This window comes from Rugamonas sp. FW305-51 (assembly GCF_058786935.1).
This window is the reverse complement of the sequence record NZ_JBYSZG010000009.1, coordinates 11,974-38,164: the sequence shown is the minus strand read 5'-3', so window position 1 is coordinate 38,164 and position 26,191 is coordinate 11,974. Positions and strand designations below refer to the sequence as shown.

Annotated in this window: 21 protein-coding genes; 9 read left to right on the top strand and 12 right to left on the bottom strand. The window is 66.1% G+C overall.

Translation table 11 applies throughout. The features are described from left to right. Window positions 1-60: 60 nt before the first annotated feature. Window positions 61-822: a phasin family protein gene (locus AC3WOS_RS08780; protein WP_492715527.1), complete on the bottom strand. Its 762-nt coding sequence runs from the start codon at window positions 820-822 to the stop codon at window positions 61-63. A gap of 197 nt (window positions 823-1,019) precedes the next feature. Here AC3WOS_RS08780 and AC3WOS_RS08775 point away from each other — a divergent pair, with 197 nt between their 5' ends. From AC3WOS_RS08775 to AC3WOS_RS08765, 3 genes are read left to right on the top strand one after another with little or no spacing between them, the layout of a single operon-like run. Next, entirely contained in the window at window positions 1,020-3,008 is a 1,989-nt protein-coding gene (locus AC3WOS_RS08775; RefSeq protein WP_492715526.1) for an SDR family oxidoreductase, read from the top strand. 37 nt (window positions 3,009-3,045) lie between these two features. After that, on the top strand, window positions 3,046-3,378 hold the full coding sequence (locus AC3WOS_RS08770) for a type II toxin-antitoxin system HicA family toxin (protein ID WP_492715525.1): 333 nt from the start codon (window positions 3,046-3,048) through the stop codon (window positions 3,376-3,378). After that, window positions 3,375-3,608: a type II toxin-antitoxin system HicB family antitoxin gene (locus AC3WOS_RS08765; protein WP_492715524.1), complete on the top strand. Its 234-nt coding sequence runs from the start codon at window positions 3,375-3,377 to the stop codon at window positions 3,606-3,608. Before AC3WOS_RS08770 ends, AC3WOS_RS08765 begins: the two co-directional genes overlap by 4 nt. Window positions 3,609-3,703: 95 nt before the next feature. Here AC3WOS_RS08765 and AC3WOS_RS08760 read toward each other — a convergent pair whose 3' ends face one another. The 5 genes from AC3WOS_RS08760 to AC3WOS_RS08740 all read right to left on the bottom strand — a co-directional run bounded on the left by AC3WOS_RS08760 (window position 3,704) and on the right by AC3WOS_RS08740 (window position 10,215). After that, window positions 3,704-6,211 carry a TonB-dependent receptor gene (locus AC3WOS_RS08760; protein WP_492715523.1) on the bottom strand — a complete coding sequence of 836 codons (2,508 nt, stop codon included), beginning with the start codon at window positions 6,209-6,211 and terminating at the stop codon, window positions 3,704-3,706. A gap of 67 nt (window positions 6,212-6,278) precedes the next feature. Beyond that, window positions 6,279-7,550 (bottom strand): alanine racemase, encoded by a 1,272-nt coding sequence (locus AC3WOS_RS08755; protein WP_492715522.1) that lies wholly within the window; start codon window positions 7,548-7,550, stop codon window positions 6,279-6,281. A gap of 1 nt (window position 7,551) precedes the next feature. Beyond that, on the bottom strand, window positions 7,552-8,958 hold the full coding sequence (locus AC3WOS_RS08750; protein WP_492715521.1) for a D-arabinono-1,4-lactone oxidase: 1,407 nt from the start codon (window positions 8,956-8,958) through the stop codon (window positions 7,552-7,554). Beyond that, window positions 8,955-9,335 carry a c-type cytochrome gene (locus tag AC3WOS_RS08745; RefSeq protein ID WP_492715519.1) on the bottom strand — a complete coding sequence of 127 codons (381 nt, stop codon included), beginning with the start codon at window positions 9,333-9,335 and terminating at the stop codon, window positions 8,955-8,957. Before AC3WOS_RS08745 ends, AC3WOS_RS08750 begins: the two co-directional genes overlap by 4 nt. A 139-nt stretch (window positions 9,336-9,474) precedes the next feature. Next, the gene (locus AC3WOS_RS08740; RefSeq protein ID WP_492715518.1) at window positions 9,475-10,215 is read right to left on the bottom strand and encodes a TetR/AcrR family transcriptional regulator; all 741 of its coding nucleotides are present in this window, start codon (window positions 10,213-10,215) and stop codon (window positions 9,475-9,477) included. A gap of 205 nt (window positions 10,216-10,420) precedes the next feature. On the opposite strand from AC3WOS_RS08740, the gene AC3WOS_RS08735 reads away from it, so the two are divergent. The 3 genes from AC3WOS_RS08735 to AC3WOS_RS08725 all read left to right on the top strand — a co-directional run bounded on the left by AC3WOS_RS08735 (window position 10,421) and on the right by AC3WOS_RS08725 (window position 13,400). Further along, entirely contained in the window at window positions 10,421-10,804 is a 384-nt protein-coding gene (locus tag AC3WOS_RS08735; RefSeq protein ID WP_492715517.1) for a nuclear transport factor 2 family protein, read from the top strand. Window positions 10,805-10,837: 33 nt separating this feature from the next. Then, complete coding sequence (locus AC3WOS_RS08730) at window positions 10,838-11,416, top strand: transglutaminase-like domain-containing protein (protein WP_492715516.1); 579 nt, start codon at window positions 10,838-10,840, stop codon at window positions 11,414-11,416. A gap of 295 nt (window positions 11,417-11,711) precedes the next feature. Next, window positions 11,712-13,400, top strand: coding sequence for a methyl-accepting chemotaxis protein (locus AC3WOS_RS08725; RefSeq protein WP_492715515.1), 1,689 nt, complete (start codon window positions 11,712-11,714; stop codon window positions 13,398-13,400). A gap of 7 nt (window positions 13,401-13,407) precedes the next feature. Here the strand turns inward: AC3WOS_RS08725 and AC3WOS_RS08720 are convergent, their stop codons facing one another. The 5 genes from AC3WOS_RS08720 to AC3WOS_RS08700 all read right to left on the bottom strand — a co-directional run bounded on the left by AC3WOS_RS08720 (window position 13,408) and on the right by AC3WOS_RS08700 (window position 21,985). Further along, a complete protein-coding gene (locus tag AC3WOS_RS08720; RefSeq protein WP_492715514.1) occupies window positions 13,408-17,034 on the bottom strand; it encodes an EAL domain-containing protein in 3,627 nt (1,208 codons plus the stop codon). 73 nt (window positions 17,035-17,107) lie between these two features. Beyond that, window positions 17,108-18,589 carry a PAS domain-containing sensor histidine kinase gene (locus tag AC3WOS_RS08715; RefSeq protein ID WP_492715513.1) on the bottom strand — a complete coding sequence of 494 codons (1,482 nt, stop codon included), beginning with the start codon at window positions 18,587-18,589 and terminating at the stop codon, window positions 17,108-17,110. A gap of 209 nt (window positions 18,590-18,798) precedes the next feature. Next, on the bottom strand, window positions 18,799-19,740 hold the full coding sequence (locus AC3WOS_RS08710) for an esterase/lipase family protein (RefSeq protein ID WP_492715512.1): 942 nt from the start codon (window positions 19,738-19,740) through the stop codon (window positions 18,799-18,801). A gap of 39 nt (window positions 19,741-19,779) precedes the next feature. Then, window positions 19,780-21,432: a GMC family oxidoreductase gene (locus AC3WOS_RS08705; protein ID WP_492715511.1), complete on the bottom strand. Its 1,653-nt coding sequence runs from the start codon at window positions 21,430-21,432 to the stop codon at window positions 19,780-19,782. Between the two features lie 28 nt (window positions 21,433-21,460). Then, window positions 21,461-21,985, bottom strand: coding sequence for a hypothetical protein (locus AC3WOS_RS08700; protein WP_492715510.1), 525 nt, complete (start codon window positions 21,983-21,985; stop codon window positions 21,461-21,463). 117 nt (window positions 21,986-22,102) lie between these two features. Between AC3WOS_RS08700 and AC3WOS_RS08695 the strand changes: the two genes are divergently transcribed. Continuing rightward, window positions 22,103-22,801: a DUF8198 family protein gene (locus tag AC3WOS_RS08695; protein WP_492715509.1), complete on the top strand. Its 699-nt coding sequence runs from the start codon at window positions 22,103-22,105 to the stop codon at window positions 22,799-22,801. A gap of 6 nt (window positions 22,802-22,807) precedes the next feature. Here the strand turns inward: AC3WOS_RS08695 and AC3WOS_RS08690 are convergent, their stop codons facing one another. Further along, entirely contained in the window at window positions 22,808-23,584 is a 777-nt protein-coding gene (locus AC3WOS_RS08690) for an RNA methyltransferase (protein ID WP_492715508.1), read from the bottom strand. A gap of 202 nt (window positions 23,585-23,786) precedes the next feature. Between AC3WOS_RS08690 and AC3WOS_RS08685 the strand changes: the two genes are divergently transcribed. Beyond that, window positions 23,787-24,569, top strand: a complete 783-nt coding sequence (locus AC3WOS_RS08685) for an inositol monophosphatase family protein (protein WP_492715632.1) — start codon at window positions 23,787-23,789, stop codon at window positions 24,567-24,569. Window positions 24,570-24,785: 216 nt separating this feature from the next. Further along, the gene (locus AC3WOS_RS08680; RefSeq protein ID WP_492715507.1) at window positions 24,786-26,153 is read left to right on the top strand and encodes a DEAD/DEAH box helicase; all 1,368 of its coding nucleotides are present in this window, start codon (window positions 24,786-24,788) and stop codon (window positions 26,151-26,153) included. Window positions 26,154-26,191 lie beyond the last annotated feature (38 nt).

The following is a 26,191-nucleotide window of genomic DNA, read 5'->3' as shown; positions in this document are numbered from 1 at the left end:
ACCCGGCCCGTGCACAGGCCGGGGTGAGGACCGAGGGGAATCGGTACCGCGCCCGCTTGCTCAGGCAGCGGGCGTGTCGGCGGCAACCGCGTTGACGGCGGCGGCTGGCTTGGCGGCTGGCTTCTTGGCGTCGGCGGCGGCTTTCACCGAAGCGGCGGTCGGGAAGCTGATGGCGGCCTTGGCAGCAGGCTTGGCCTTGGCGGCTGGCTTGGCGGCCTTGGCTGCGGCGGGCTTGGCGGCAGCTTTCGGTGCAGCTTTGGCAGCGGCCTTGGGGGCAGCTTTGGCGGCCTTGGGAGCGGCTTTGGCGGCTGGCTTGGCAGCGGCCTTGGCGGCCGGCTTGGCTGCAGCGACGGCCTTGGCGGCGGTTTTCTTGGCAGCGGCCGCTTTCGGCTCGGCCTTGGCGGCCGGCAGCTTCTTGCCCGTCAGCTGTTCGACGGCCTTGCTCAACTGTTCCACACGCTTGCTCAGGGTCTGCACGTCCTTGTGGGTAGGCACGCCGATCGAGCTCAGGGCGCGGGCCACGCGCTCTTCGAACACTTGCTCCAGCTTGTCCCAGGAACCGGCCGCCTGCTTGCCTACGCCATCGGCCAGGCCGCTGACGGTGTCGCGCACATCCGATACTTTTTCTTCGGCCAGGCTGCGGGTGCGTTTCTGCAGTTCCGTGCCTTCCTTGACCAGCTTGGCAAACACACGGCCGCCTTCTTCCTGCGCCTTGGCAAAGGCGCCCAGGCCGGCCTGCCAGATCTGCTGGGCCGAATTGCGCACGGCATTGGCCAGCTGTTTATCGTCGTCTTTTGCCAGAGTCTTCAGTTTCTTTACCATAGTGAACTCCCGTGTGATTTTTCATTGATTCGGATTTACATAATTTCATTTTAGACAGCAAAAGTAGAGACGTGATTCTAATGCGATAGAGCCGCCGTTCTAATGTGTCTCACCCTGAAAACACAGCACTTGCCAATCATAGGCGGGCCTGTAATGATGCGGCAGCGGATTACCAAAAACACAAAAGGAGGAAGCAGATGCAGTATTTTGTTACTGGGGCAACTGGATTCATCGGTAAACGGTTGGTAAAGAAACTGCTGGCACGCAAAGGCAGCGTCGTCTATTTCCTGATGCGGGAAAGCAGCCGCGACAAGCTGCCTGCCCTGCTCGAATATTGGGGCACAACCAAGACCCGTGCCATTCCAGTATATGGTGATCTGCGCAAACCCAAGCTGGGCATTTCCAAGGATGAAATCAAGAACCTGACGAAAAACATCGATCATTTCTATCATCTGGCGGCCATTTATGACATGGCGGCCGATCCCGACGAGGAAATGGCCACCAACATCGGCGGCACCCGCAACACGGTCGAGTTCGCCAACGCAATCCAGGCCGGCATTTTCCACCACGTCAGCTCCATCGCGGCGGCCGGCATGTTCGAAGGCATCTTCCGCGAGGACATGTTCGACGAAGCCGAAGGGCTGGATCACCCCTATTTCGCCTCCAAGCACGAATCGGAAAAAATCGTGCGCCAGGAAAGCAAGATCGCGTGGCGCGTGTACCGCCCCGGCATGGTGGTGGGCGACTCCAGAACGGGCGAGATGGACAAGATCGACGGCCCCTATTACTTCTTCAAGCTGATCCAGCGCATCCGCCAGGTGCTGCCGCCGTGGATGCCCACCATCGGCCTGGAAGGCGGGCGCATCAACATCGTCCCGGTCGATTATGTCGTCAACGCGATGGACCACATCTCGCACCTGCCCAAGCTGGACGGGTGCGCCTTCCACCTGACCGATCCCGACCCGATGCGGGTGGGCGAAGTGCTCAACACCTTCTGCCGCGCGGCCCATGCGCCAACCATGAGCCTGCGCATCAACGCGGCCCTGTTCGGCTTCATTCCCAAGTCCATCCGCAAGGGCGTGTTCGCCCTATCGCCCGTGCGCCGCCTGCGCGACGCCATCATGAAGGACCTGGGCTTGCCGGACGACCTGATGCGCTTCGTCAACTACCCGACACGCTTCGACAACCGCGAAGCGGCCGCCGCCCTCAAGGGCAGCGGCATCAGCTGCCCGCCGCTCGACAGCTACGCGGCGCCGATCTGGGACTACTGGGAACGCAACCTCGATCCGGCCCTGAAGATCGACCACACGCTGCGCGGCCAGGTGGCCGGCAAGGTCGTGCTGGTGACGGGCGGCTCGTCGGGCATCGGCCTGGCCGCCGCCCACAAGCTGGCCGAAGCGGGCGCCATCACCATCATCTGCGGGCGCGACCTGGACAAGCTGGACGCCGCCAAGGCCGAAGTGGAAGCGCGCGGCCATGCACTGGTCACCTACCAGGCCGACGTGGCCGACATGGCCGACTGCGACCGCTTCGTCCAGCTGCTGATCGAGAACCATGGCGGCGTCGATGTGCTGGTCAACAACGCCGGCCGGTCCATCCGGCGCGCGATCGAGTCGAGCTATGACCGCTTCCACGATTTCGAGCGCACCATGCAGCTGAACTACTTCGGCTGCCTGCGCCTGACCATGGGCCTGCTGCCGTCGATGATCGCCAAGAAACGGGGCCACATCATCAACATTTCCTCGATCGGCGTGCTGACCAATGCGCCGCGTTTCTCGGCCTATGTGGCGTCGAAGGCGGCGCTGGAAGCGTGGACCCGCTGCGCCTCGTCCGAACTGTCGGACGTGGGCATCAAGTTCACCACCATCAACATGCCGCTGGTGCGCACGCCGATGATCGCGCCGACCAAGATCTACCAGAACGTGCCCACCCTGTCGCCGGACGAAGCGGCCGACATGGTGAGCCAGGCCATCGTCTACAAGCCGGTGCGCATCGCGACCCGGGTCGGCATCTTCGGCCAGGTGCTGCACGCGCTGATGCCGCGCGTGGCGCAGATCGTGCTCAACACGACCTTCCGCATGTTCCCCGATTCCGACGCGGCCAAGGGCGGCGACGGCAAAAAGGCGCCACAGCTGACGTCCGAGCAGATCGCCATGCAGCAACTGCTGCGCGGGGTGCATTTCTGATCCTGCCCATGTGAGCAGACAAGCGCCGGCGCCAGTGATGGGCCAGCGCTTTTTTGTTTGCGCGATATTGACCTGCACCGACAGCGGGCCGGATACTCAGTACTATTATCGCCACATGAACAGCAAGCACCATAAAACGTTGGAAGCCGTCTGGTCCGATCCAGTTAACGGCAACATCGAATGGGCCCGCATTGAGTCCCTGTTGAGTGCGCTTGGCTGTCATATACTTGAGGGGAAAGGTTCCTCTGTGACATTTGAATGGCAGGGACGCCGAGCAACCTTCCATCGACCGCACCCAGGCAAGGAAGCGTTGCGTTATCGGATTCTGGCGGTGCGCGAACTGCTGACAAGAATGGGGATCAAGCCATGAAAAACACGATGACTTACCGCGGCTACACCGCGAGCATGAGCTTCGATCCAGAAGACAAGATCATCGTCGGCCGCGTCAACGATGTGGATGACATCATCACGTTTCACGGCGTATCGGTGATTGAATTTGAAGCCAATTTCCATCAAATCGTCGACGATTACATCGCCGCCTGCCAGGCGTTGGGTGGCGTTCCTGAAACTCCGGCTAGCGGCAAGCTCGTGCTGCCGTGATACTGGCGGCGGTCGCAACCAATACCAATTCCCGGCTGCCGCCAGCCACATGAAGGCGAGCCCGCATAGCTTGTGCCGGCTCCCCTTCCCTCGCCCTACAAGCTGGCGCGCAGCTCGATGCCGATACGGCGCGGCTCGGACACGGTCGCGAACGGCGTGCCCATGATGCCGGCCGAGGTGTTGTCGATCCGGTTCACGTAGCGCTTGTCGAACACATTGTTGACGAACAGCGCCACGCCCCAGCTGCCGCTGTCCGCCTCCCAACCCAGCCGCAAATCGCTGTGCTGGCGCGCCGCGCCCACCGTGAAGGCCGGCGTGCGCAGGCAGGCGCCCTGCAGCGCGTCCGCATTGCAGCGGGTGGCGCCCGTGTAGGCATGCTGCACGCTCAGGTTGAGTGTGCCGCCCATCGCATCGCGCCACGTGTAATCGACGCCGCCGGCCGCCGACCACAATGGCGCGCCCACCGGCTGGTCGCTCAGGTCCACGCCGTCTCCAGTGACGAAATGCTGGTACTTCTGGTTGATGTACTCGGACGAGAAAGTCAGCCGCAGATCGCGCGTGGCCTGCCAGCGCGCTTCGGCATCGAGGCCGGTGGCGACCTGGTTGCTGCTGCTGACCTGGTAGCTGGGGATGGCGGACCCCGTGTTGCCGATCAGGCTAAGCGACTGCAGGTTGGAGAACTTGTAGTGGAACAGCGAGGCATTGACCAGCAGATGCTGCTCGCGGAAATAGCTCTTCACGCCCGCCTCGTAATTCCAGATCGTCTCCGGTTCGTATTTTCCCGCCACGGCCAGCGCATTGAAGCCGCCCGCCTGGTAGCCCTTGGTGACGGAACCGTACACCATCACGGCCGGCGTCAGCTTGTAGTCCAGCACCGCGCGCGGGCTGACGTCGGTCCAGCCCTTGTGGGCGCTGATGGCCGAGTTGGCGGCCGCCGGGTTGTTGAATTCAATGTTCTGCGTCAGCGCCCCCATCACCTGCTGCAACTGCTCCGGCGTCAGCGCGCCTGCCTGCACCAGGCCGGGGAAGAAGCCTTGCTGGTCCAAGGCCGCCAGCGTGGCGTCGAGCCCCGGCGCGCTGCGGTTCGGGCTGTACCACGAGAAGCGCTTGTCGTCGTGCGTCAGGCGCACACCGGCCGTCAGGTTCAGGCGGGGCGCCACGTGCCAGATGGTGTCGGCAAACAGCGCGTAGGCCTTGGACTGGCTGCGGTTGATCATGCTCTCCTGCCAGCCGTGGCCGAAGAACCTGGCCGGAATGCCGAACTGCTGCGCCGCCCCGTCCAGCAGCGTGTAGACGGGCATGCCGGCCAGGTTGCCGAACACGGTGTCGAGCGTGTCGGTGTTCATGGCGATCTGGCTGGTCTGGTGCGCGTTCTCGTAGAACAGGCTGGCGCCGCCCACCCAGTCCACCAGCGCCGTCTTGCCGGACAATTTGAATTCCTGCTGCCAGCTGCCGTTGCTCTCGTAGTTGATGGTGTCCAGATGGGTGTAAATGCGGTTGGTGCCGTCGCTGTCCTCCAGGTTGCGCGACTTGAAGTGGCGGTAGGCCGTGGTGGAATTGAAGGTGCCCCAGCCGAACGGACGCTCGATGCGCAGGGTGACGCCATCGAAGTCGCGCGCCTCCGCATTGGCGTTGGCGTCGTTGTAGACGGGCGCCGTGCGCGGGTCCAGATACGTTTGCGAATTGACCGGCACCGTGGGCACGCCGGGCGCCGCCGGCAAGGCCACCAGGCCGAAGGCCGGCCGCGCCTTCTGGTCCAGCTTTTCATGTTCCCACGACAGCAGCACCTTGGTCTGCTCCGGCGCGTTCCAGCGCAGCGTGGTGCGCAGGCCCCAGTCGCTGGTGCCGTTCAGGCGTTCGCCGGTGGCGGCGTCGCGCAGCCAGCCCTTGCTGTACTGGTCGACCACCGTCATGCGCAGCGCCAGCGTGTCGTTCAGCGGCACGTTGAGCATGCCGTCCAGGTAGGCCAGGCCGTGGTTGCCGGCCCGCAGATGCACCTCGCCCGCGCGCTCCTGCGACGGCTCGCGCGTGATGACGGAAATGGCGCCGCCCGCGCTGTTGCGGCCGAACAGCGTGCCCTGCGGCCCTTTCAGCACTTCGACCCGCTGCGTGTCGTTGAAGTTCATCAGCGCGCCGCCCGTCTTGCCCGTGTAGACGCCGTCCACATACACGCCCACCGGCGAATCGGTGCCGATGCCGAAGTCGCTGGTGCCGATGCCGCGCATCGCATACTTGGGCTGCGTGGGCTGCTCCGCATCCACGGCCAGGCCGGGAATATAGCCGTTCATGGCCGACAGGTTGGGCGCGGCCAGCTTGCCGATCTGGTCGGAGCTGATCAGCTGCATGGCGATCGGCACGGCTTGCGCTGCCTGGGTACGGCTTTGCGCCGTGATGGTAACGATGCCGATGGCGGCATCCTCGCCCTGCCCGGCCTGGGCGACCGGCTGCGCGCCGGAAGGTTCGGCAGCCGCCGCCGGCTCCAGCAAGGCGCCGGCGGCAAACGCGCCGCCCAGCAAGGCGCGCCAGATGGCCAGCGCCAGCGGGCGCGCCCGCGCGGCGGACGAGGGGGAACGGGCTGCGGCCCACGGGTTTCGATTCTGCATGCTCTGGTCTCCGTTGTTGTTATTGCTGCTCTTGATCGATGGCGGATGATGAATCTTCATTCGTTTGCTACAGCCCCGCGCTCAGCACCGGCCAGCGCGCGGCCACCTGGTCGCCGCGCAGGGCCAGCAGGTCGCCGAACTGCAACAGCACGGCCTCGCTCTGGAACGGCCGCAGGAACACGAAATCGTCCACCTCCAGCGCCACCCTGGCCGAACCGTTCAGACCCTGCTGGTTCGAGCTGACGTAGGCGAAATGGGGATGGAGGCCAGGCGGCGCCTCCGGCTCGGCCAGCCAGTTGCCGCTGTAGATGAAGTACATCTGCGCCAGGTTCGGGTTCCACCCTTCCAGCAGCGGCGCGGTCCACTCGAGCGACGGCAGCCGGGTGTGCGCCAGCCGCTTGAGCACGGGCGTGGCGATGAAGGCGGACGGCTCGAATTCGGCCAGCAACGGCAAGTCGTAGTGGCTGGGCTTCATCAGGCAGGTGCCGGCCGAAATATCGTTCAGCAGCGCGTCGCCTTCGTAGCGGCGGAAGGTGGGGCTGCCGGCGCCGTTCAGGCACAACGGCCTGGCCGCCATGGCAGGCTGGGTGGCCTTGAGCACGTCGAGGCAGGCCTGGTAGCGCGCCCGCACCTTGGGGAACTCGCGCTCGGCCAGGAAATCCGGCAGTCCCATCAAATGGGCGTCATAGCCCATGAAGCCGGCGAACTCCACGTGCCGCGGGTCGGCGGCGATCACGGCCAGCGCCCTGGCCAGCGCCGCGTGGTCATCAAAACCGCCCCGGTGCAGCCCCACGTCCAGTTCGAAGTTGATGCGCATCTTCACGCCCAGCTCGCGCGCCAGTTGCTGGTACTGCGCCAGCCGCGCCTCCGTGTCGACCAGCCATTGCAGCTGGCGTTCGGGCCGGAACGGGCCTTGCAGGTCGGCGTAGAAGTGGCGCACCGCATCGGTCGGCATCGGCTTGCCCAGCAGGATATCGGCATCGGGCCGCATGGCCGCCAGCGCGCTCAGGAACGGCCGGTGGAACACCATGAAGGCATTGGTGCCGGCCGCCTTGGCCACGTAATCAATCAGCCCCGGACTGGGTATCGACTTGACGACGATGCGGTAAGTCTTGGCCGGCGCCACGGCGGCCGACTTGCGCACGCGGGCGATGTTGCGATCCAGCCGGTCCAGATCGATCACCAGTACCGGGCGGTCGATGCGCTGCGCGCGCAGCGTGCGGTTCATGGCGGCGAAATAGGCCGGGTACGGGCCGCCCTCATCATGCGGCCTGGCGATGGCGGCGGCGGCCACGGCGGCGGCGCCACCGGCCGCCAGGAAGGTGCGACGTGTGACCATGTCAGGCTCCGAAGATGTGTTTCAGGTGCGGGTTCAGCATGCGGCCTTGCGGATCGAGGCTGCGCCGCACTTCGTGGAAGTCCTTCCAGTGACGCGGATAGAGCGCCGCCAGCCGGGAAGCATCGAGCGTGTGGATCTTGCCCCAGTGCGGACGGCCGCCGTACTTCCAGAAGATCGGTTCGATCTCGGCGAAATAGGCGCGGTGGTCGGTGTCGCCGTACTGGTGCACGGAGATCGAACAGCCGTCGCGCCCCTCGAACATGGAGAGCCAGATGTCGTCCGCCTTGACGTAGCGGTATTCGAGCGGGAAGGCGATCGGCAGGCGCCGCTCGCGGATGGTGCGCAGGATCTCGCGCACGCAGGCCGGGCCGGCGTCGGCCGGCACCGTGTACTCCATCTCGCGAAAGCGCACCACGCGCACGTGCGGGAACACGTCGTATGACTGGCCCACGCGCACCTGGGCGCCCTCGCCCGCCATGAAGGTGGTCAGCAGCTTGTCGTAGGCCACCTCGCCCATGCCCGGCATCCAGCCCACGGCCTGCCACAGCGTGCGCAGCGACTTGACGGCCTGCGGATCGTCCTCCCCGGCCGGCGTATCGTGCGGCTCCGCTTCGTCGGTGGCGATGGTCACGCACAGCGAAGAATGGGGCAGCGGCATGAATTCGAAATTGCGGTGCATGGCGCAGCGCCTGGCGATTTCGGCCAGCACGTCCTCGGTGGTCTCGATCCTGGTCGTCTCCACCAGCCGGAACGGCGCCACATTCTGCAACGTCATGCGCGAGACGATGCCCAGCGCGCCGACGGAGGTGCGGGCCGCGTGGAACACTGCCGCGTTGCGTTCGGCCGAACATTCGAGCAGCTGGCCCGATGGCGTGGCCAGCGTCAGGCCCGTCACGCACGAGGACATGGAGCCGAAGCGCTGCCCCGTGCCATGCACGGAATTGACGATGGCGCCGCCCATGGCCGGATAGTCCATGTCCGGCATGTTCGGCACCGCCTGGCCTACACCGTGCAGCACGGGGCCCAGCGCATGCATGCGGGTGCCGGCCCAGATTTCCGCCTGCAGCCTGGCCGTATCGTGCGCCACCAGCCCGCTCAGCAGATCGGTGGCGACCAGCGTGCCGTCCGTCGGCACCACGGCGCTGAAGGAATGGCTGGCGCCGACGGCGCGCACCACGCCCCTGGCGCGGGCCAGCACGTCGACCAGTTCCGCCTCGCTGGCGGGCGCGGCGCGCCAGGCCGGCGTGCAGCTCTGGTTGCCGGACCAGTTCATCCACGGCATGGGCTGGCCGGGCACGAAATCGACCGGACTTTGCGGCACGGCGTCGCTGCGGCCGCAGCCGGCCAGCAGGCCCGCCGCTGCCGCGCCCGCGCCGGCGGCCGCCTGCAGGAAGGTGCGGCGCCTCATTTCGCCGCTCCCTGGGTCGCCGCCGCGCCGCCGGCATCAGCGGCAGCGGCAGGCGCGGGCAGCCTGGCCATGAAACGAATCAGGGCACGGAAATCAGCCTCGGTGCAGGCGCTGCAATAGCCCAGCGGCGGCATGCCGCCCATCCCCTGCACAGCGTTGACCAGCATCGCCGGCTCACCTTTGGCCGCGTATGGCTTCCACGCTTGCGCATCGCCCGCCTGCGGCGCGCCCACGCCCGCACGCGCATGGCATTGCAGGCAGTTGTAGGCCAGCAGCTGGGACTGGCGGGCGGTCAGCTCCGCCGCGCCGGCCTGACCCCACAGACAGCCCAGCAGCGCGGCCAGCGCGGCCAGCGCAGGCAGTGCAGACAGTGCCATGGCCGGCCTGGATGAGTTTCGGTTCTGCATCGATGCTCCGGTATCGAAAAAACGCTTAAATTGGACAGTCGTCCAATATTCACATTGTTCAAAACCAGTGTCAATCGAAGTGTTGTTAAATTAACTCAGGCCGGTGGAATCAGACCGGCGCGCCGGGCGGCGTGGCGTCCCGGGCCATCAGCAGGCCCAACAGCAGGCGGAACAGCGGCAACTTGATGTCGGCCACGGCGCTCGCCTCGCCGGTGGACACCTGGGTGAACTCGAGCTGGCGGATGGTGGCCAGCAGCACGGCGCTGTCCACTTCCGGCGCGCGGCTGCCCAGTTGGGCGAATACGCGGGCGGCCAGCTGCACCAGGCCCTTGCTGTGCTGGTCCACCTTGTGGCGCAAGGCCGGCGACAGGTTCCAGGCAAACAGGAAGCTGCACTCCACGGCCAGGTCGGTGCGGTGTTCGCGTACGCCGGCGTGGATGTAGGCGGCCAGCCTATCGGCCATCGCTTCGGCGGTGGCCGTCATGGCCGCCCTGGACGACTGGGCGGGCAGCTGCCGCATTTGCTGGTCGACCTGGGCCACCAGGGCCGTGCGGCGCTGCTCCGTGTGGGCGTGATAGGTATCGAACGCCGCCTCCAGCAACTCTTCCAGCGAGCCGAAGTGGTAGCTGGTGAGCGACAGCCGCACCTCGGCCCGGGCCGCGATGGCGCGGTGGCTCACGCCCGACAGGCCGTGGGCGGCGATGATTTCCAGCGTGGCGCGCAGGATTTGCTCGCGCGTGCGCTCGCCGCGGTCGGACGTACCGCCCGGGCGGCCGACCCGCGCGCGCGATGGCGGCGCCGGCGCGGGCGCGGGCGTTGCTTGCAAATTGGCGGTGGCGGCTTTCTTCATCGTCGGGTCAGGTGCGGTGCGGTACGGTGCGGCGGCTGGCTACGGCCCGCCAGTATAAGCGAACGGCCGGCGATGGCCAGTGCGGCTTGCCATCTTCCGGTCAGCGTACGCCTATGTTACAGTGCGACGGCAACGATGCTAAAAATACAAAGCTCAATCTTGATTAACCGCGGTATCCGTTACCGCCACACGGGGGAGGTGGTCGATGCAATCCGTTGAAATGCGCATGCTGGTGGACCGCTACATCGACGCTTACAACCGCAAGGACGTCGCCGCCATGCTGCTCACCGTGAGCCCGGATGTCGCGTTCCAGAACATCGCCGGCGGCACCGTCAACGCCAGCACCAGCGGACGGACGCAACTGGCGGCGCTGGCCGAGCAGTCGCTGCCCCTGTTCGCCGAGCGGCACCAGGAAATTCTCTCGTTCGACATCCATGACGGCGGCGCCGTCGCCGCCATCCGTTTCCGCGCCGTGGTGGCCCGCGACCTGCCCAACGGCCTCAAACAAGGCCAGGAAGTGGTCATGGCGGGCCGCTCGGAGTTTGCCTTCCGCGATGGCGCGATCTGCAAAATCACCGATATCTGCTGAGCGCCATCTTCCCACCTGAAAGTTCACCGTCCCATGCAATCCTATCTCGCCGTCAGCCAGTACATCGATTTCGACCATCCCGAGGTGGCCGCCAAGGCCGCCGCGCTGGCGGCAGGCGCCGCCGCGCCGCTGGAGGTGGCGCGGCGCTGCTTCGAATTTGTCCGCGACGAGATCCGCCACAGCGTGGACTACCAGCTCAACCCCGTCACCTGCAAGGCGTCGGACGTCTTGCGCCACCAGACCGGCTACTGCTACGCCAAGAGCCACCTGCTGGCCGCCCTGTTGCGCGCCAATGGCATTCCGGCCGGCCTGTGCTACCAGCGGCTGTCCGTCGGCACCGCAGGCGCGCCCTACTGCCTGCATGGCTTGAACGCGGTCCACCTGCCAGAGTTCGGCTGGTACCGCATCGACGCGCGCGGCAACAAGCCTGGCGTGGCTGCCACATTCTCGCCGCCCACGGAAGCGCTGGCCTTTCCCGTGCGCGCGCCCATGGAGCGCGACCTGCCGGAAATCTGGGCCGAGCCGCTGCCCGTCGTCGTGCGCGCGCTCGAGGCCTACCCGACCTACGAGCAGGTGCTGGCCAATCTGCCCGATATTCAACTGGTCGGCTGATCGCCCCGGATCGCCGGAACGACGCCCCGCCGCCACCAAGCAGGCCGGCGCATAGCAGGTCTGATGGGGCGTCATGCGGGACCGGCCCGCAAGGCACGCCCCGGTGCCACTCCATGCCCAGCCACCATCGCCGCGCCCATGTTGCGCGCACCACCGTCGTGCCGTTGCATTGTGGTCCATGCCACAACAATTAAACTTGCGCCAACAAATGTACTTCTGCAATACTTATCAGCCTGGCAGCGTCCGCACGGCATCACCGCACGACCCTCCCTAACCCTGAAGAAAAGTACCATCCATGACTATCTCCAAGCGTCTTATCCTGACTCTGTCGGCGGCCCTGCTGGCCCTGATCTTTGTAGGCGCCAATGGACTGTGGCAGCTGTCTGCCGCGCAACAACGCCTGAACCTGGTCCAGGCCCGCCTGATCCCCAGCATCGAAGGCTTGAACAACGCCAAGGGCGCGCTGGCCGACAGCCGCCTGGCCGGCTACCGCCTGTCCGTGTTCTCCAACCTGGATGACAAGTCCGCCCTGGACAAGGCCTACACCGAGGCCCACGCCAAGTTCGACGAGGTGATCGCCAGCTACGAAAAAGAACACCTCTACGACGACGCCGACCGCAAGCTGCTGGAAGCGGACAAGGCCAACATGGCCGCCTACCGCCAGGCCCTGGTGCCGTTCCTGGCCGCCTCGCACGCGGGCGACATGGACGGCGTACGCGCCACGCTGCTGGCCGGCACCCCGCTGGCCCTGTCGGCGGCCGGCGTCAAGAAGGGCCTGGACGAACACATCGCCTTCAACAAGAAACTGATCGAGGACGTGCGCAGCAGCAGCGACGCCGCCTACAGCGCCGCCGTGCGCCTGCTGGTGAGCGTGACGGCCGCCGGCCTGCTGGTGACGGCCATCCTGGCCGTGCAGCTGTACCGCATCATCCACGCCAGCCTGGGCAACATTCGCGGCACGCTGGAACAGGTCAGCCAGTCGCTCGACCTGACGCACCAGGTGAAGATCGAGCGCATGGACGAAATCGGCCATACGGCGCACGCCTTCAACCAGCTGCTGCGCCAGATCGCCGGCGTGGTGGGCACGGCCCGCAGCTCGGCCGACGCGGTGCAGCTGGCCTCGCAGCAGATCGCCGAAGGCACGGCCGACCTGGCCTCGCGCACGGCCCAGCAGGCGGCGGCGCTGGAAGAGACGGCCTCCTGCATGGACCAGTTGCGCTCGACCGTGGGCCAGAACGCCGACAACGCGCGCCAGGCCAACCAGCTGGCCCGCTCGGCATCCCAGGTGGCGGCCGACGGCGGCGGCGTGGTGGACCAGGTGATCAGCACCATGGGTTCCATCAATGAATCGTCGCGCAAGATCGTCGACATCATCAGCGTGATCGACGGCATCGCGTTCCAGACCAACATCCTGGCCTTGAACGCGGCCGTGGAAGCGGCCCGCGCCGGCGAACAGGGCCGCGGCTTTGCCGTGGTGGCCGGCGAAGTGCGCAGCCTGGCCCAGCGTTCGGCGGCGGCCGCCAAGGAAATCAAGGTGCTGATCGACGACTCGGTGGAAAAGGTGGACAGCGGCACCCGCCTGGTCGAACAGGCCGGCACCACCATGGGCCAGGTGGTGACGAGCGTGCAGCAGGTGTCGGACATCGTGGCCGAAATCAGCTCGGCCACGGCGGAGCAGAATGCCGGCATCGCCCAGGTGCATGAGGCAGTGGCGCAGATGGACCAGGGCACGCAGCAGAACGCGGCGCTGGTGGAACAGACGGCGGCTGCGTCGCAGAACATGCAGGACCAGGCCAGCGACCTGGCCCAGGCCGTCAGCGCCTTCACCATCGACACCGCCCAGCGCACCGCGGCCGCACCGCGCCGCGCCGCCGTGCCGGTGCCGGCCCCGGCCCCGGCCCCGGCGCCAGTCCCCGCAACCCGCGCGGCGGCCCGCCCATCGGCCAAAACCGCGGCGGCGGCGAGCGAGTGGGAAGAGTTCTAGGCGCCGCTCAGCCGCTGATCACGGCACTGGGCCCGTGCAGCTGGGCGTGCAGGCGGAAGCCTTCACGGATGTTCTCGCGCAGCACGGCGCCCTTCCACGGCTTGGTGTAGAAGCGGTCGATGGCGCCGTGGTTGATGGCGGCCATGATGGGCGTCAGGTCCGCATAGGCCGACAGCATGATGCGGAACGTGTCCGGCGCCAGGTTCTTGACCCGCTCCATGAATTCCGTCCCGCTCATCAGCGGCATGCACTGGTCGCACAGGATCACCTGCACCCGGTGCCGCGCCAGCACGTCGAAGCCCTCGGCCGCCGTCTGCGCCGTCAGGATGCGGTAGCCATCCTGGGCCAGGAAGTCCGTCAGCACGTCCAGCATGAACGCGTCGTCGTCCACGATGAGCAGGGTCTGTTGCTCGAGCACCGTCTCGTCGGCCGGCGTCTGCAGGGATTTTCCTTCGCTTAGCATTTGCTCGAACTCCTCTTCCGGCAGGGGACGGCTGAAATAGTAACCCTGCATTTCATCACAGCCGTGGCGGCGCAGATAGGCCAGCTGCGCATCCTTCTCCACGCCCTCGGCGATCACTTCCAGTTTCATGCTGTGCGCCATGTTGATGATGGCCAGCACGATGGCCGCATCGTCCGGGTTGCTCGTCACCTCGCGCACGAAGGCGATGTCGATCTTGAGCTTGTCGATCGGGAAGCGCTTCAGGTAAGCCAGGCTGGAATAGCCGGTGCCGAAGTCGTCGATCGAAATCTGTATCCCCAGCGCCTTCAAATTCTGCAGCACGGTGATGGTGTCTTCCGCGTTCGACATCAGCGAGCTTTCCGTCAGTTCCAGCTCCAGCAGCTCGGGCGCGATGTCGTGGTCGCGGATCGCCTTCATCACTTCCTCCTCCAGCCCGCCGACGAAGAACTGGATGCCCGACACGTTGACCGACAGGTGCACGGGACCGATACTGCTGCGGCTCCACTGGGCGATCTTGCGGCACGCCTCGTTGAGCACCCAGGTGCCGACCCGCACGATCAGCCCCGTCTCTTCCAGGATGGGGATGAACAGGGCCGGCGACACCATGCCGTGGCCGGGCCGCTTCCAGCGGATCAGCGCTTCGGCGCCGCTGATGCGGCCCGAGCCGATGTCCACCTTGGGCTGGAAGAACAGCACGAACTCGTCGTTGTCGATGGCCCGCCGCAGCGCGTTCTCCAGGTCCAGCCGGGCCAGCGACTGGGCGTTCATCTCGGCCGTGAAGAAGCGGAACGCGTCGCGCCCCGCTTCCTTGGCGCGGTACATGGCCGTGTCGGCGTACTGGATCAGGGTGTCGGCGTCGGCGCCGTCGTCGGGGAACACGGAAATGCCGATGCTGGCCGTGACCGTCACCTCATGCCCCTTGAGGTCGAACGGGCGGCGCATGGCTTCGCGGATCTTGTCGACCACGGCGATGGCGTTCTGCGCCCCTTCCGGCAGCATCAGGATGGCGGCGAACTCGTCGCCGCCGAAGCGCCCTATCGTGTCGCGCACCCGCAGGCAATCGACCAGGCGGCTCGAGAACTGGCGCAGCAATTCGTCGCCGATGGTGTGGCCCAGCGTGTCGTTGACGTTCTTGAAGCGGTCCACGTCCAGGAACAGCACGGCCAGCGCCCACTTGTGCTCGGCCGCCTGGTTCAGCGAATGGGTCAGCGATTCGTAGAACTGGCTGCGGTTGGGCAGGCCCGTCAGCGTGTCGAAGTGGGCCAGCTTGAGCAAACGCTGCTCGGCCTCCTTGCGCTCGGTGATGTCGCGCGCCACGGCCACCAGGATCCAGCTCTGGCCCGAACGCAGCGTGCGCCGCTGCACTTCCACCGACAGCGGACTGCCGTCGTGGCGCTGCAGCAGCAACTCCGTCATGGCCCCGCTCTGGTCGCCGGCCAGCAGCTTGTCGTACAGGTCTTCCAGCCGGGCCAGCTTGCTGTCGGCCGATTTCTGTGGTCCCACCTTGAGGAAGTCCTCGCGGTGGTAGCCCAGCATGCGGCACGCCGTCACGTTGACGTCGACGAAGCACATGCCGGCCCGGTCGACCAGGAAGATGGCGTCGGCCGTGGCGTCCATGGCCAGCCGGAAGCGGCGCAAGTCCTCGTCGAGCCGGATGCGGGCGTTCATGTCCGACGTCAGCTGGGCGTGGTGGCGGCGGATTTCCTCGTACAGCAGCAGGTTTTCGTAGGCCACCGAAATCTGCGCCGCCACCGTGGCCGCGACCCGCTCGTCCACCTCGGAAAATTCGTCGGCGCCCAGCTTGTCGACCAGGTACAGCCAGCCGTGGGTGCGCTCGCGCGAGGCGATCGGCACGCCCAGGAAGGAATGGACAGGCGGATGGCCGGGCGGCAGGCCGATCCGGCTGGGGTCGCCCTGGACGTCGTTGATGCGGCACGGCAAACGCTGCTCGAGCAGGCCCCGCAGCACGCCCGAGCGGGGCGCGCCGGCCACCACCCGCACTTGCTGGCCGGTGCCGCAGGAAGCGAAAAAGCTCAGTTCGGAGGCACCGTTGTCGAGCACGCCGATGCAGGCGTACTTGGAGACGCAAATGTTCTGCGCCACCCGGCAGCCGATCTCGACGAGCGCCTGCGGGTCGCGCTCGGCGCCCAGTTCGATGCCCAGCTCGATCAGGGCCGTCAGGCGCAGGCTGACGGCCTGCAGGCTGGAGAGCGAGCTCGACAGGCGGGCCGTCATCAGCGACAGGTGTTCCGGCGCCCGCTCCTCGCCCTCCGTGTGGTTGGCCAGCTGGGTGATCTGCTGGCTGCTCGCCTCGAGCACGTCCAGGTACTCGGCCACCTTGTGGTCGATGCCGTGGAAGCGGCCCTCGGACGGCGGCTCGGGCGAGAAGGTGGGCATGCCCTCCGGTTCCGGCGCCAGCCCCAGCGCCTCGTGCACGGTGCGCAGGATCACGTCCGGGTCGGACGGCTTGGGCAGCACCCAGCGCACGCCGCAGGACTGGGCCACGGCCATCGCTTCCCGTTCGCGGTAAGTGGCCGTGTAGAAGATGATGGGCACGTCGGCCGTGGTGGGGTCGGCGTGCATGCGGGTGACGAACTCGTAGCCGTCCATGTTGGGCATCAGGATGTCGGAGATGACCAGGTCGGGCCGTTCGGCATGCACCATCTTCAAGCCTTCGGCACCGTTGGACGCTTCCAGCAGGCGGTGGCCGCCATAGCCGAGCAGCGTCATGAGGAACTCGCGGTTCAATACATGGTCGTCCACGATCAGGATGGTGGCGACCTCGCTTTTACCGGGGGCCGACGCCCCCGGCAAAAAAGACTCGATCTGGCTCACGAAGGTATCGGGCTCGATGGGCTTGCCGATGTAGCCGTCAAAGCCGGCCGCCAGCAGCTTTTCCCGGTCGCCCACCATGGCCAGCGCCGTCACGGCCAGGGTCGGGATGGCGCGCAGGGCCGGATCGCCCTTGAGTGCGGCCACCACGCCGTAACCGTCCAGCTTGGGCAGGTGCACGTCGCAGATGATCAGGTCCGGCACTTCCTGGCGGGCCGCCGCCACGCCGGCCTCGCCGTCGGCGGCCGTCAGCGGGGTATAGCCGAAGGCGCGCAACAGATACACCATCAGCTCCATGTTGGTGGGGTTGTCTTCAATGATAAGGATGCGTGCCGACACGTTTGCGCTCCTGGTTAATCGTTCTGCCCTGCGGGGCGCTGCCGCCCCTTCATGTGCTGGTGGTCCGCCGTCGTCAATCCAACGGCAGCTGCAGCGTGAACGTACTGCCCACGCCGTACTGACTTTCACAAACGATCTCGCCCTGCAGCAGGCCCGCCAGTTTCTGGCTCAGGTGCAAGCCCAGTCCCGTGCCCTCGTACTGGCGGGTGTTGCCCGCGTCGAGCTGGGTGAAGGCCTGGAACAGCCGGCCCTGCTGCTCGGGTGCGATGCCCGGCCCCGTGTCGTGCACGCTGATGGCGGCGCACTGGCGCCCGTCCACCGTGACCAGGGCTAGCCCCACCTGCACCATGCCGCGCTCGGTAAATTTGATCGCATTGTTTATCAGGTTCATCAATATCTGTTGCAGCGCGCGCCGGTCCGTCAGCAAGCCCACGTCCTGCGGTGCGCTGCGAAAGCTCAGCTCCAGGCCTTTCTGGCGGGCCGGTTCGCGAAACAGTTGCAACACCTCCTCGATCAGGAGCCGGCATTGCAACGGCGAAAAATTCAATTCCACCTTGCCCGACTCGATCTTGGTCAGATCGAGCAAGTCGTTAATCAGCGACAGCAGGTGACGGGCACTGCCCTGGATGGTGCGCAACTGGCGGTCCTGCTCGGCGTTGATGGGCCCGGGCAACTTCATCAACATAGTACCTGTAAATCCGATGATCGCGTTGAGCGGCGTGCGCAATTCATGCGACATGCCGGCCAAAAAGCGGTCCTTGGCGGCATTGGCGTTGGCCAGTTCGATATTTTTTTCGTGCAAGGTGAGTTCGATTTGCTTGCGCTCGCTGATATCGCGAATGGCGCTCATGATGAGCATGCCCTCTTCCGTTTCGATGGGACTGAGGCTGATCTCGACGGGGAACTCCTCGCCGCTCTTGCGCAGGCCGTACAGGTCGCGTCCCGAGCCCATGGGCCGCACCTGCGGCTGGGTGAAATAGTCGCTGCGGTGGCCCACGTGGGCCATGCGCAGGCGGGCCGGCATCAACTCCTCGAGCAAGCTGCCGCGCAGTTCGCCGCGGCTATAGCCGAACAGGGTTTCCGCCTGGCGGTTGGCCAGCACGATGCGGCCGCTGGCGTTGGCCATGATGATGGCGTCCGGCGTCGATTCGAGCAGGCCGCCGAAGCGCGCCTCGACCAGCTTGGCGTCGCGCAGCACCTTGAGGTGGGTGACGTCCTTCTTGCTCCATAAAATGTACTCGACCTCGCCATCGCCTTGACGGATGGCCTTGCTGGAACTGTCGATGTAGACCAGCGTGCCATCCTTGGCCCGGCGCACCGATTCGTAGGTGGCCGCGCCCGTCGTCAGGGTCTGGCGCATGACGGCCTCTTCCTCGCCCAGGCGGTCCGGCGGCACGATCAGGTCGCTCAGCACATTGCCGGTCGCCTCCTGCGCGCTGTAGCCGAACACGGCCTGGGCGCCCGGTGTCCAGCACAACACTTCCCCGGCGGGCGTGGTCAGGATCACCGCGTCCGGCGTTTCATTCAGGATCAAGGTACCGAAGTCTGTTGCCATCGTCGCGCCTTGGGTGGGTGCACGCATGCCTCGCGCCGGGTCGCAGCCTGCGCCGGCCGTGGCGGCCGGACATGTCGGCGGCATGGGCCGCCCTGCTTAGGAATAACCATACAGCAACGAACAAGCGAAAATCTCACAAAAAATCACCTGCCCGCCGGTTTGCCGAACAGGTGGCCGCAAGTGTGACTTCGCGCCAGCGTAAAAACAGTCTACCCAAGCTGGCCGGCACTGTCCACGCGATGTGCGGCGGGCGGCACGGCGCGGATTTCTTCCAGCACCCGGCGCAGTATGAGGGGATGGCGTCCCAGCGCCACATGGCCGATGGCGCCCACCGCCACATGCCGGGCGCCGGGCAGCTGGCTCGAGTCCTGTGGCGCAACAATGTTGTCGTGATGAGAATAGATGGAGGTAATGATGCTACGTTGCAAATTTGCCTCAGCTGCATCGAGTGCCTGCAGCCAGGCGCTGTCGCAGCGCATCTGCGCCGCGTTGCGGCCCAGGCCCCAGCCGGCCAGCGCGGTGCCGTGATGGGGTGTGCCCAGCGTGATGATGCGGGCCACCCGGGCCGGGCCGTAACGGCGCAGATAAGCCCGCGCCACCAGCCCGCCCATGCTGTGGGCCACGATCACGACGCGTTGGGCGTGGCCGGCCTGGCACAGCTGCTCGATGGCCGCGTGCACTTGCGCCACATAATGGTCGATGCCGGCGCCCAGCGGTTCCAGGTCCGGCGCGCAATAACTGATGCCGGCCGCGCGCAGCCGGGCGGACAGCTGGGTCCAGTAACCGCTGTTGCAAGCATAGCCATGCAACAGCAACACGGGCGCTTGGCCACTGCCGGCGTGCACATGGGGCCCCGTACTATGCAGCATGTGTATGGATGACGCGGCCATCGATGCATGGAATTCATACAACACGAGGCGCAGCCAGGCCAGCGGCGTCAGCTTGAACGGTGGCGGCACGATGCTGCCGGCGCGCCAGCTCAGGTAGAAATTGTGCAGCGAGATCAGCAGCCGCACCAGCAGCACCGCACCCACGCCCACCGCCAAGGCCGGCGCCAGGCCCAGGCCCCAGGCATGCTGCGCGGCCAGTGCCAGCCCCAGCGCGGCGGCCGCCTGCACCAGCAACAGCACGATCAGGATACGTTTCAACATGCCATCGTCCTCCTCAACGAAGCAGCCAGCGGTGTGCCGTCAGGCGCTCGCGCGCGGCGCCGGCTTGCCGGTCAGCTGCTGCGCCAGGGCGCTGGCCAGGCGCGCCGTGATGCCATAGATCGACAGCTGGGGATTGGCGCCGATCGAGGTGGGGAACAGCGAGCCGTCATGCACCGACAGGTTGCTCACGCCATGATAGCGACCATCCGCCCCCACCACGCCCAGCCGCTCATCGTCCGACAGCGTGCAGCCGCCCATCACGTGGGCCGATACCACCTTGGCCTGCAACACCTTGTACGGCAAGCTGTTGATGGCTTGCCGGGCCGCATCCCACGTGCTGTAGCTGCCCGCCATCTCATGCACCGGCGTGACGCTCCTGGCGCCGGCCGCGAACTGGATCTCGGCCATGGTGAGCAGCGCGCGCCGCACGCCATCCCACACAAATTCCGTGATCGGATAGTCGAGCACCGGCGCGCCGGCGCCGGTGAGCGTGACGGTGCCGCCCACGGACTCGGGATGGAAGCCGTCGCGCAGCAGCGCCAGCATGCCTTGCAGGTGGGGGAACTGGCGCATCATATCCGCATGGCGCGCGCCGAAACCGGGCATGGTGGACGACAGCAGCAGCGGATGCAGCGGCGGCGCCTCCAGCTTGTAGCCGATGGGACCGTCGATGGCGTCCGTATGCAGGAAATGGTCCGAGTACACGGACTGCGGCGCGCCCGCATAGCCATCCACACGCTGCTCGAACAGGCCGGCCGAGATCAGGGTGGGATGGAGGAAGGTGCGCTTGCCCAGCAAGCCGTGGGGATCGGGCGCCCCCGAGCGCATCAGCAGCGCCGGCGAATTGATGGCGCCGCCCGCCAGCACGAAGTGTTTGGCGCGCAGCGTCACCTTGCGGCCCGTGGGCGCCAGGCCCGCCTCGTCCAGCGCCACGCAATCGAGCTGCTCGACCCGCCCGCCCTTGAACACGAAGCGCTCCGCGCGCAGGCGCGTGAGCAGCACGGCGCCGCGCTTGAGGGCCGACGGCAGGGTCGTCACCAGCATCGACTGCTTGGCGTTGGTGGGACAGCCCATGCCGCAGTAACCGAGGTTCCAGCAACCGTTCACGTTGCGGTGGATGGTGGCCGTGGGCACGCCCAGCTTGGCCGCGCCCTGGCGCAGCAAGTCGTTGTTGGCGTTGGGGGCCGTGCCCCACTCGTGGATGCTGAGCCGCTCTTCCATCATGCCAAACCACGGCGCCAGCGCCTCCGGCGTATAGCTCTTCAGGCCGAAATGCTCGGTCCAGTAATTGAGCGTGCCGGGCGGGGTGCGGAAGCTGGTGGTCCAGTTGACGACGGTGGTGCCGCCCACGGTGCGCCCCTGCAGGATGTTGATGCCCTTGTCGCGCGTCTTGCGCGCGCCCGATTCCTGGTACAGGGCGGGATAGGCGTCCGCCTCGCGCATCTTGAAGTCCTTGGACGACTTGAGCGCGCCCTCTTCCACGATCAGCACCTTGAGCCCGGCCAGCGTGAGGATCTCGGCCGTCACGCCGCCGCCGGCGCCGCTGCCGACGATGACCACATCCGCCTCCAGCGTACGGTCGCCCTCGATGCGGGCGCAGTCGGTGACATCCCAGCCGGCGGCCAGGCCGGCCTGGATGGGATCGGGAATGGGGCCCGTGGCGGGCGCGATGGCGATATTCGTTTTGATCATTACAACTTCCAGAAGAGTGGCGGACGGTTCAGCGCAATTCCTTGATCGGGCCGGGATAGCCGATGGCTTCCCAGCACGCGGGATCGGAATACCAGGCGCCGGCGATCAGGTCATGCAAGGCCTGGTAGGCCGTGACCAGCATGGCGATGCGGTGGTGCTGCCAGCTGTGCAGGAAAGCGTCGGCCTGGGCCGGGGTGGCCTCATTCCAGCTGGCCGGTACGCCGGCCAGGAAGCGGCGCGCCGGCCCCAGCGACAGCAGGCCGAACAGGTCCTGCACTTCCTTCTGGGTGGCCAGCGGCAAGCCATGCACGGCGCCCGCCACCCGCTCCACGGTGCCGGCCACGGCCGCCGCGCGCGCCGGCTGCGCCGTCGGCAACACGGGCCCCAGCATGGACGGGATGATGGCCGTCAGCACGCTGCGGGCATTGTCGTCCAGCGCGAACGGGCGCGGCTGGGCCGGCCCCTGCACGGCGCGGTACAGCGCGCCGCCGGCGGCCAGCGTCAAGGCGCCGAGGATGCCGATCTTGAGAAACGATCTGCGGGAAGTGTGCATGTCTCCATCCGGTTCTAGTGGGTTCTAATGTTTTTTTCTAGTGTACGTCAAAGGCAAGCTTGATTTTGCGGCGAAAAATAGAGTGCCGCGTCTACCAGCTTCTGGTAAAACAGTGTCATGAAGAAAGAAGAATTGGTACAGACACTGCAACAGCAGCTGCATGCCGTCCAGTCGGAACGGCAAGGGGCGAAACGCGATCCGGCCCTGCTGGCGGCCCGCACGGCGCTCAAGCAATTCCAGTCGCAGCGGCTGGCCACCACCCACGCCGACCTGTTGGCCGCGCCCGATTCGCGCGACGCCGCCCTGTTCTTTTTCGAGGAACTGTATGGCGCGCACGACCTGAGCCAGCGCGACACGGACCTGGAACGCATCATCCCCACCATGCAGCGGCTGCTGCCCGTCAACGCCCTGCAGGCGATCACGGAAGCGATCGTGCTCGACGCCCTGTCCGAGCGGCTGGACACGGCCATGGCGCGCCAGCTCGGTACGCAGTTCGATGCCGACGATTACGCAGCCGCCTACCGCGCCTGCACCGCGGCACCCGACCGCACCCGCCAGCTGGCCCTGGTGGAGGCGCTGGGGCTGTCGCTGTGCGAACTGGTGCGGGTGCCGTTCCTGAGCGCCACGCTGCACATGATGCGCGCGCCGGCCAAACTGGCCGGGCTGGGCGACTTGCAGCAATTCCTGGAGCGCGGTTTCACGGCCTTCAAGCGCATGAAGCAGGCGCAACGGTTCGTGGCCACCATCATCGGGCGCGAACGGCAGGCGATGGACAATATCTACGCCGGCGCCAGCGCGCCGTTCGACGTGGTATAGCGCCGTTCAGCGCCGGCGCGCGCCCTTGCCCTGGGCCACGGCCGCCATCTGGCGCGCGATGCCGCGCAGGATGTTGACTTCCTCCGTCTCCAGCCCGGCCCGTGCGAACAGGCGCTTCAGGCGCGGCATCAGCTTGCGCGGATTGCCCGCGTCGAGGAAACCGATTTCCACCAGCGCCTGCTCCAGGTGGGTGTACATGCCTTCGATCTGGGCCAGGCTGGCCGCCTCGCCCTGGAAACCCACTTCCGTGGCGGCGCGCTGGCCGTCCAGGGCCGCCATGCGGCATTCGTAGGCCAGCACCTGGGCCGCCTGCGACAGGTTCAGCGAGGAATAGTCGGGATTGGCGGGAATGTTGATCAGCGCGTTGCACTGGGCCACCACCTCGTTGGGCAGGCCGAAGCGTTCATTGCCGAAAATCAAGGCCCCATGCAGCTCGCCGTTGGCCACCAGCTGGCCGGCCAGCTCACGCGGGGTGAGCACGGGCGGCGAATATTCGCGCAGCCGGGCCGACACGGCGGCCGCGAAATTGATGCCTTCCAGCGCCTCGGCCATGGTGTCGACCACGCGCGCGCCCTGCAGGATGTCGAGCGCACCGCTGGCAAAGGCCACCGCCTCCGGGTCTTCCAGCATGTGCTCGAAGCGGGGCGACACCAGCACCAGCTCCGTGAAACCCATGGTTTTCATGGCCCGGGCCACGGCCCCGATATTGCCCGCACGGCTGGTCTGGACCAGAATAAATCGCAGCCGGTGAAAAAGAGTCGTGTTGATTTCGGGCAGGTTCATTTAAAATAGCGCTATTGCGCGGTATCGATACAAAAATTTTAATCTTGCAAGCCAGTCACCAGCGACGGCCTGCAACCCCGGATTTTACCCTGTCGCCGCCGCTCCGCTCTTTAATTCATTCTTGTACTCCATTGTGCTGCCGGGACGGCTTTGTCCCGGCGGGCAGTGGCGTTCTTTTAACGGAAAAGCTTACATGCACCCAATGCTCAACACGGCGATCAAGGCCGCCCGCCGCGGCGCCGCCGTCATCAACCGCGCCTCTTTTGACCTCGATCGCATCACTGTGACCGAGAAACAACATAACGATTTCGTCACCGATGTCGACCAGGCCGCCGAACAGGCCATCATCGAGGTGCTGTCCAAAGCCTATCCCGAGCACGCCTTCCTGGCCGAAGAGTCGGGCGCTTCCAAGAACGCCAACGACGAGAGTGAATACACCTGGATCATCGACCCGCTCGATGGCACCACCAACTTCATGCACGGCTTCCCCCAGTACTCGATCTCGATCGCCCTGGCCCAGCGCGGCGTGATCACCCAGGCCGTCATCTACGACCCGGTGCGCAACGACCTGTTTACGGCCACCAAGGGCGCCGGTGCCTACCTGAACGACAAGCGCATCCGCGTCACCAAGCTCGACCGCCTGACCAACGCCCTGCTGTCGACCGGCTATGTGGCCGGCTCGGCCAAGGCGCTGGACGAATACCTGAAGATGTACGGCATCATGGCCGAACGTTGCCACGGCGTGCGCCGTCCCGGCAGCGCCGCCCTGGACCTGGCCTACGTGGCCGCCGGCCGCCTGGACGGTTTCTATGAAAAAGGCTTGAAGCCTTGGGATATCGCGGCCGGCGCCCTGATGGTGACGGAAGCGGGCGGCATCGTCGGCGAATTCAGCGGCGAATCCGACTACCTGTACAAGGGCGACATCATCGCCGCCAGCCCGAAAATCTTCGGCCAGATGGTCGGCCTGCTGACCCCGTTTATCTGAGCGCGGACGGCCCCGGACTGAGAATTAGAAGTTTTGTTACAAAAAAAGGGAGCGTTTGCTCCCTTTTTCGTTTCCGTGGCGAAACAATCGGCAAACTATGCTGTTATACTCCGGCCTGCGGCGCCCTGACCAGTCCTCTGCCGCTGTCTTACCTAATCCGATTGCCTGCGACTGGCGTCATCCGTGGCGACAGGCCGATCTTTACATAAAGTTATCATGTCCTTTTCCAAACTCGGTTTGTCCGACGCTATCGTCCGCGCAGTAACCGAAACGGGTTACACCACCCCGACTCCGATCCAAGCGCAGGCGATCCCTGCGGTATTGAATGGCGGCGACCTGCTGGCCGGCGCCCAGACCGGCACCGGCAAGACGGCCGGCTTCACCCTGCCCGTGCTGCATCGCCTGTCGACCGACGCCAACGGCGCGGCCATGACGGGCAACACCTCGCAGCGCCCGATCCGCGCCCTGATCCTGACCCCGACCCGCGAACTGGCGGCCCAGGTCGAGGAAAGCGTGCGCACCTATGGCAAGTACACCAAGCTGAACTCGACCGTGATCTTTGGCGGCGTCGGCATCAATCCCCAGATCAAGCAGCTCAAGCATGGCGTCGACATCCTGGTCGCCACCCCGGGCCGCTTGCTGGACCACATGGAACAGCGCACGGTCGACCTGTCGAAAGTGGAAATCCTGATCCTGGACGAAGCGGACCGCATGCTCGACATGGGTTTCATCCGCGACATCAAGAAAGTGCTGGCCGCCCTGCCGCCGAAGCGCCAGAACCTGCTGTTCTCGGCCACCTTCTCGGAAGAGATCAAGGCCCTGGCCGACGGCCTGCTCAACAAGCCGGCCATGATCGAAGTGGCGCGCCGCAACTCCACGGTGGAAGTGATCGCGCAAAAGATCCACCCCGTCGACCGCGACAAGAAGCACCCCATGCTGGCGCACCTGATCAAGAGCAACAACTGGCACCAGGTGCTGGTGTTTACGCGCACCAAGCACGGCGCCAACAAGCTGGTCGAACAGCTGGGCGGCGACGGCATCGGCGCCATGGCCATCCACGGCAACAAGAGCCAGTCGGCCCGCACCAAGGCCCTGTCCGAGTTCAAGGATAACAAGCTGCAAGTGCTGGTAGCGACCGACATCGCGGCGCGCGGCATCGACATCGACCAGCTGCCGCACGTGGTCAACTACGACCTGCCCAACATTCCGGAAGACTATGTGCACCGCATCGGCCGCACGGGCCGGGCCGGCGCCACGGGCGAAGCCGTGTCGCTGGTGTGCGTGGACGAGCACGACATGCTGAAAGACATCGAAAAGCTCATCAAGCAGACCCTGCCGCGCGCCGTGATTCCGGGCTTCGAGCCGGATCCGAACGCCCGTGCGCAGCCGGTGCAGCTGCGCAGCGGCGGCCCCGGCCATCGCAATGGCGGCGGTCGCAACGGTGGTGGCGGTGGTGGCCAGGTAGTGCGCGTCAAGGCTGGTGGTGGCGGCGCCAAGCCCCGCAGCGGCGGCGGTGGTGGCGGCGCCCGCACCAGCGCCCCGCGCTCGGCGCCGGCGCACCGCTCCGGCGGCCGCGGCCGCTAAGCCCCCCGGCAAAGAAACCACAGCCCGCGCTGTGGTTT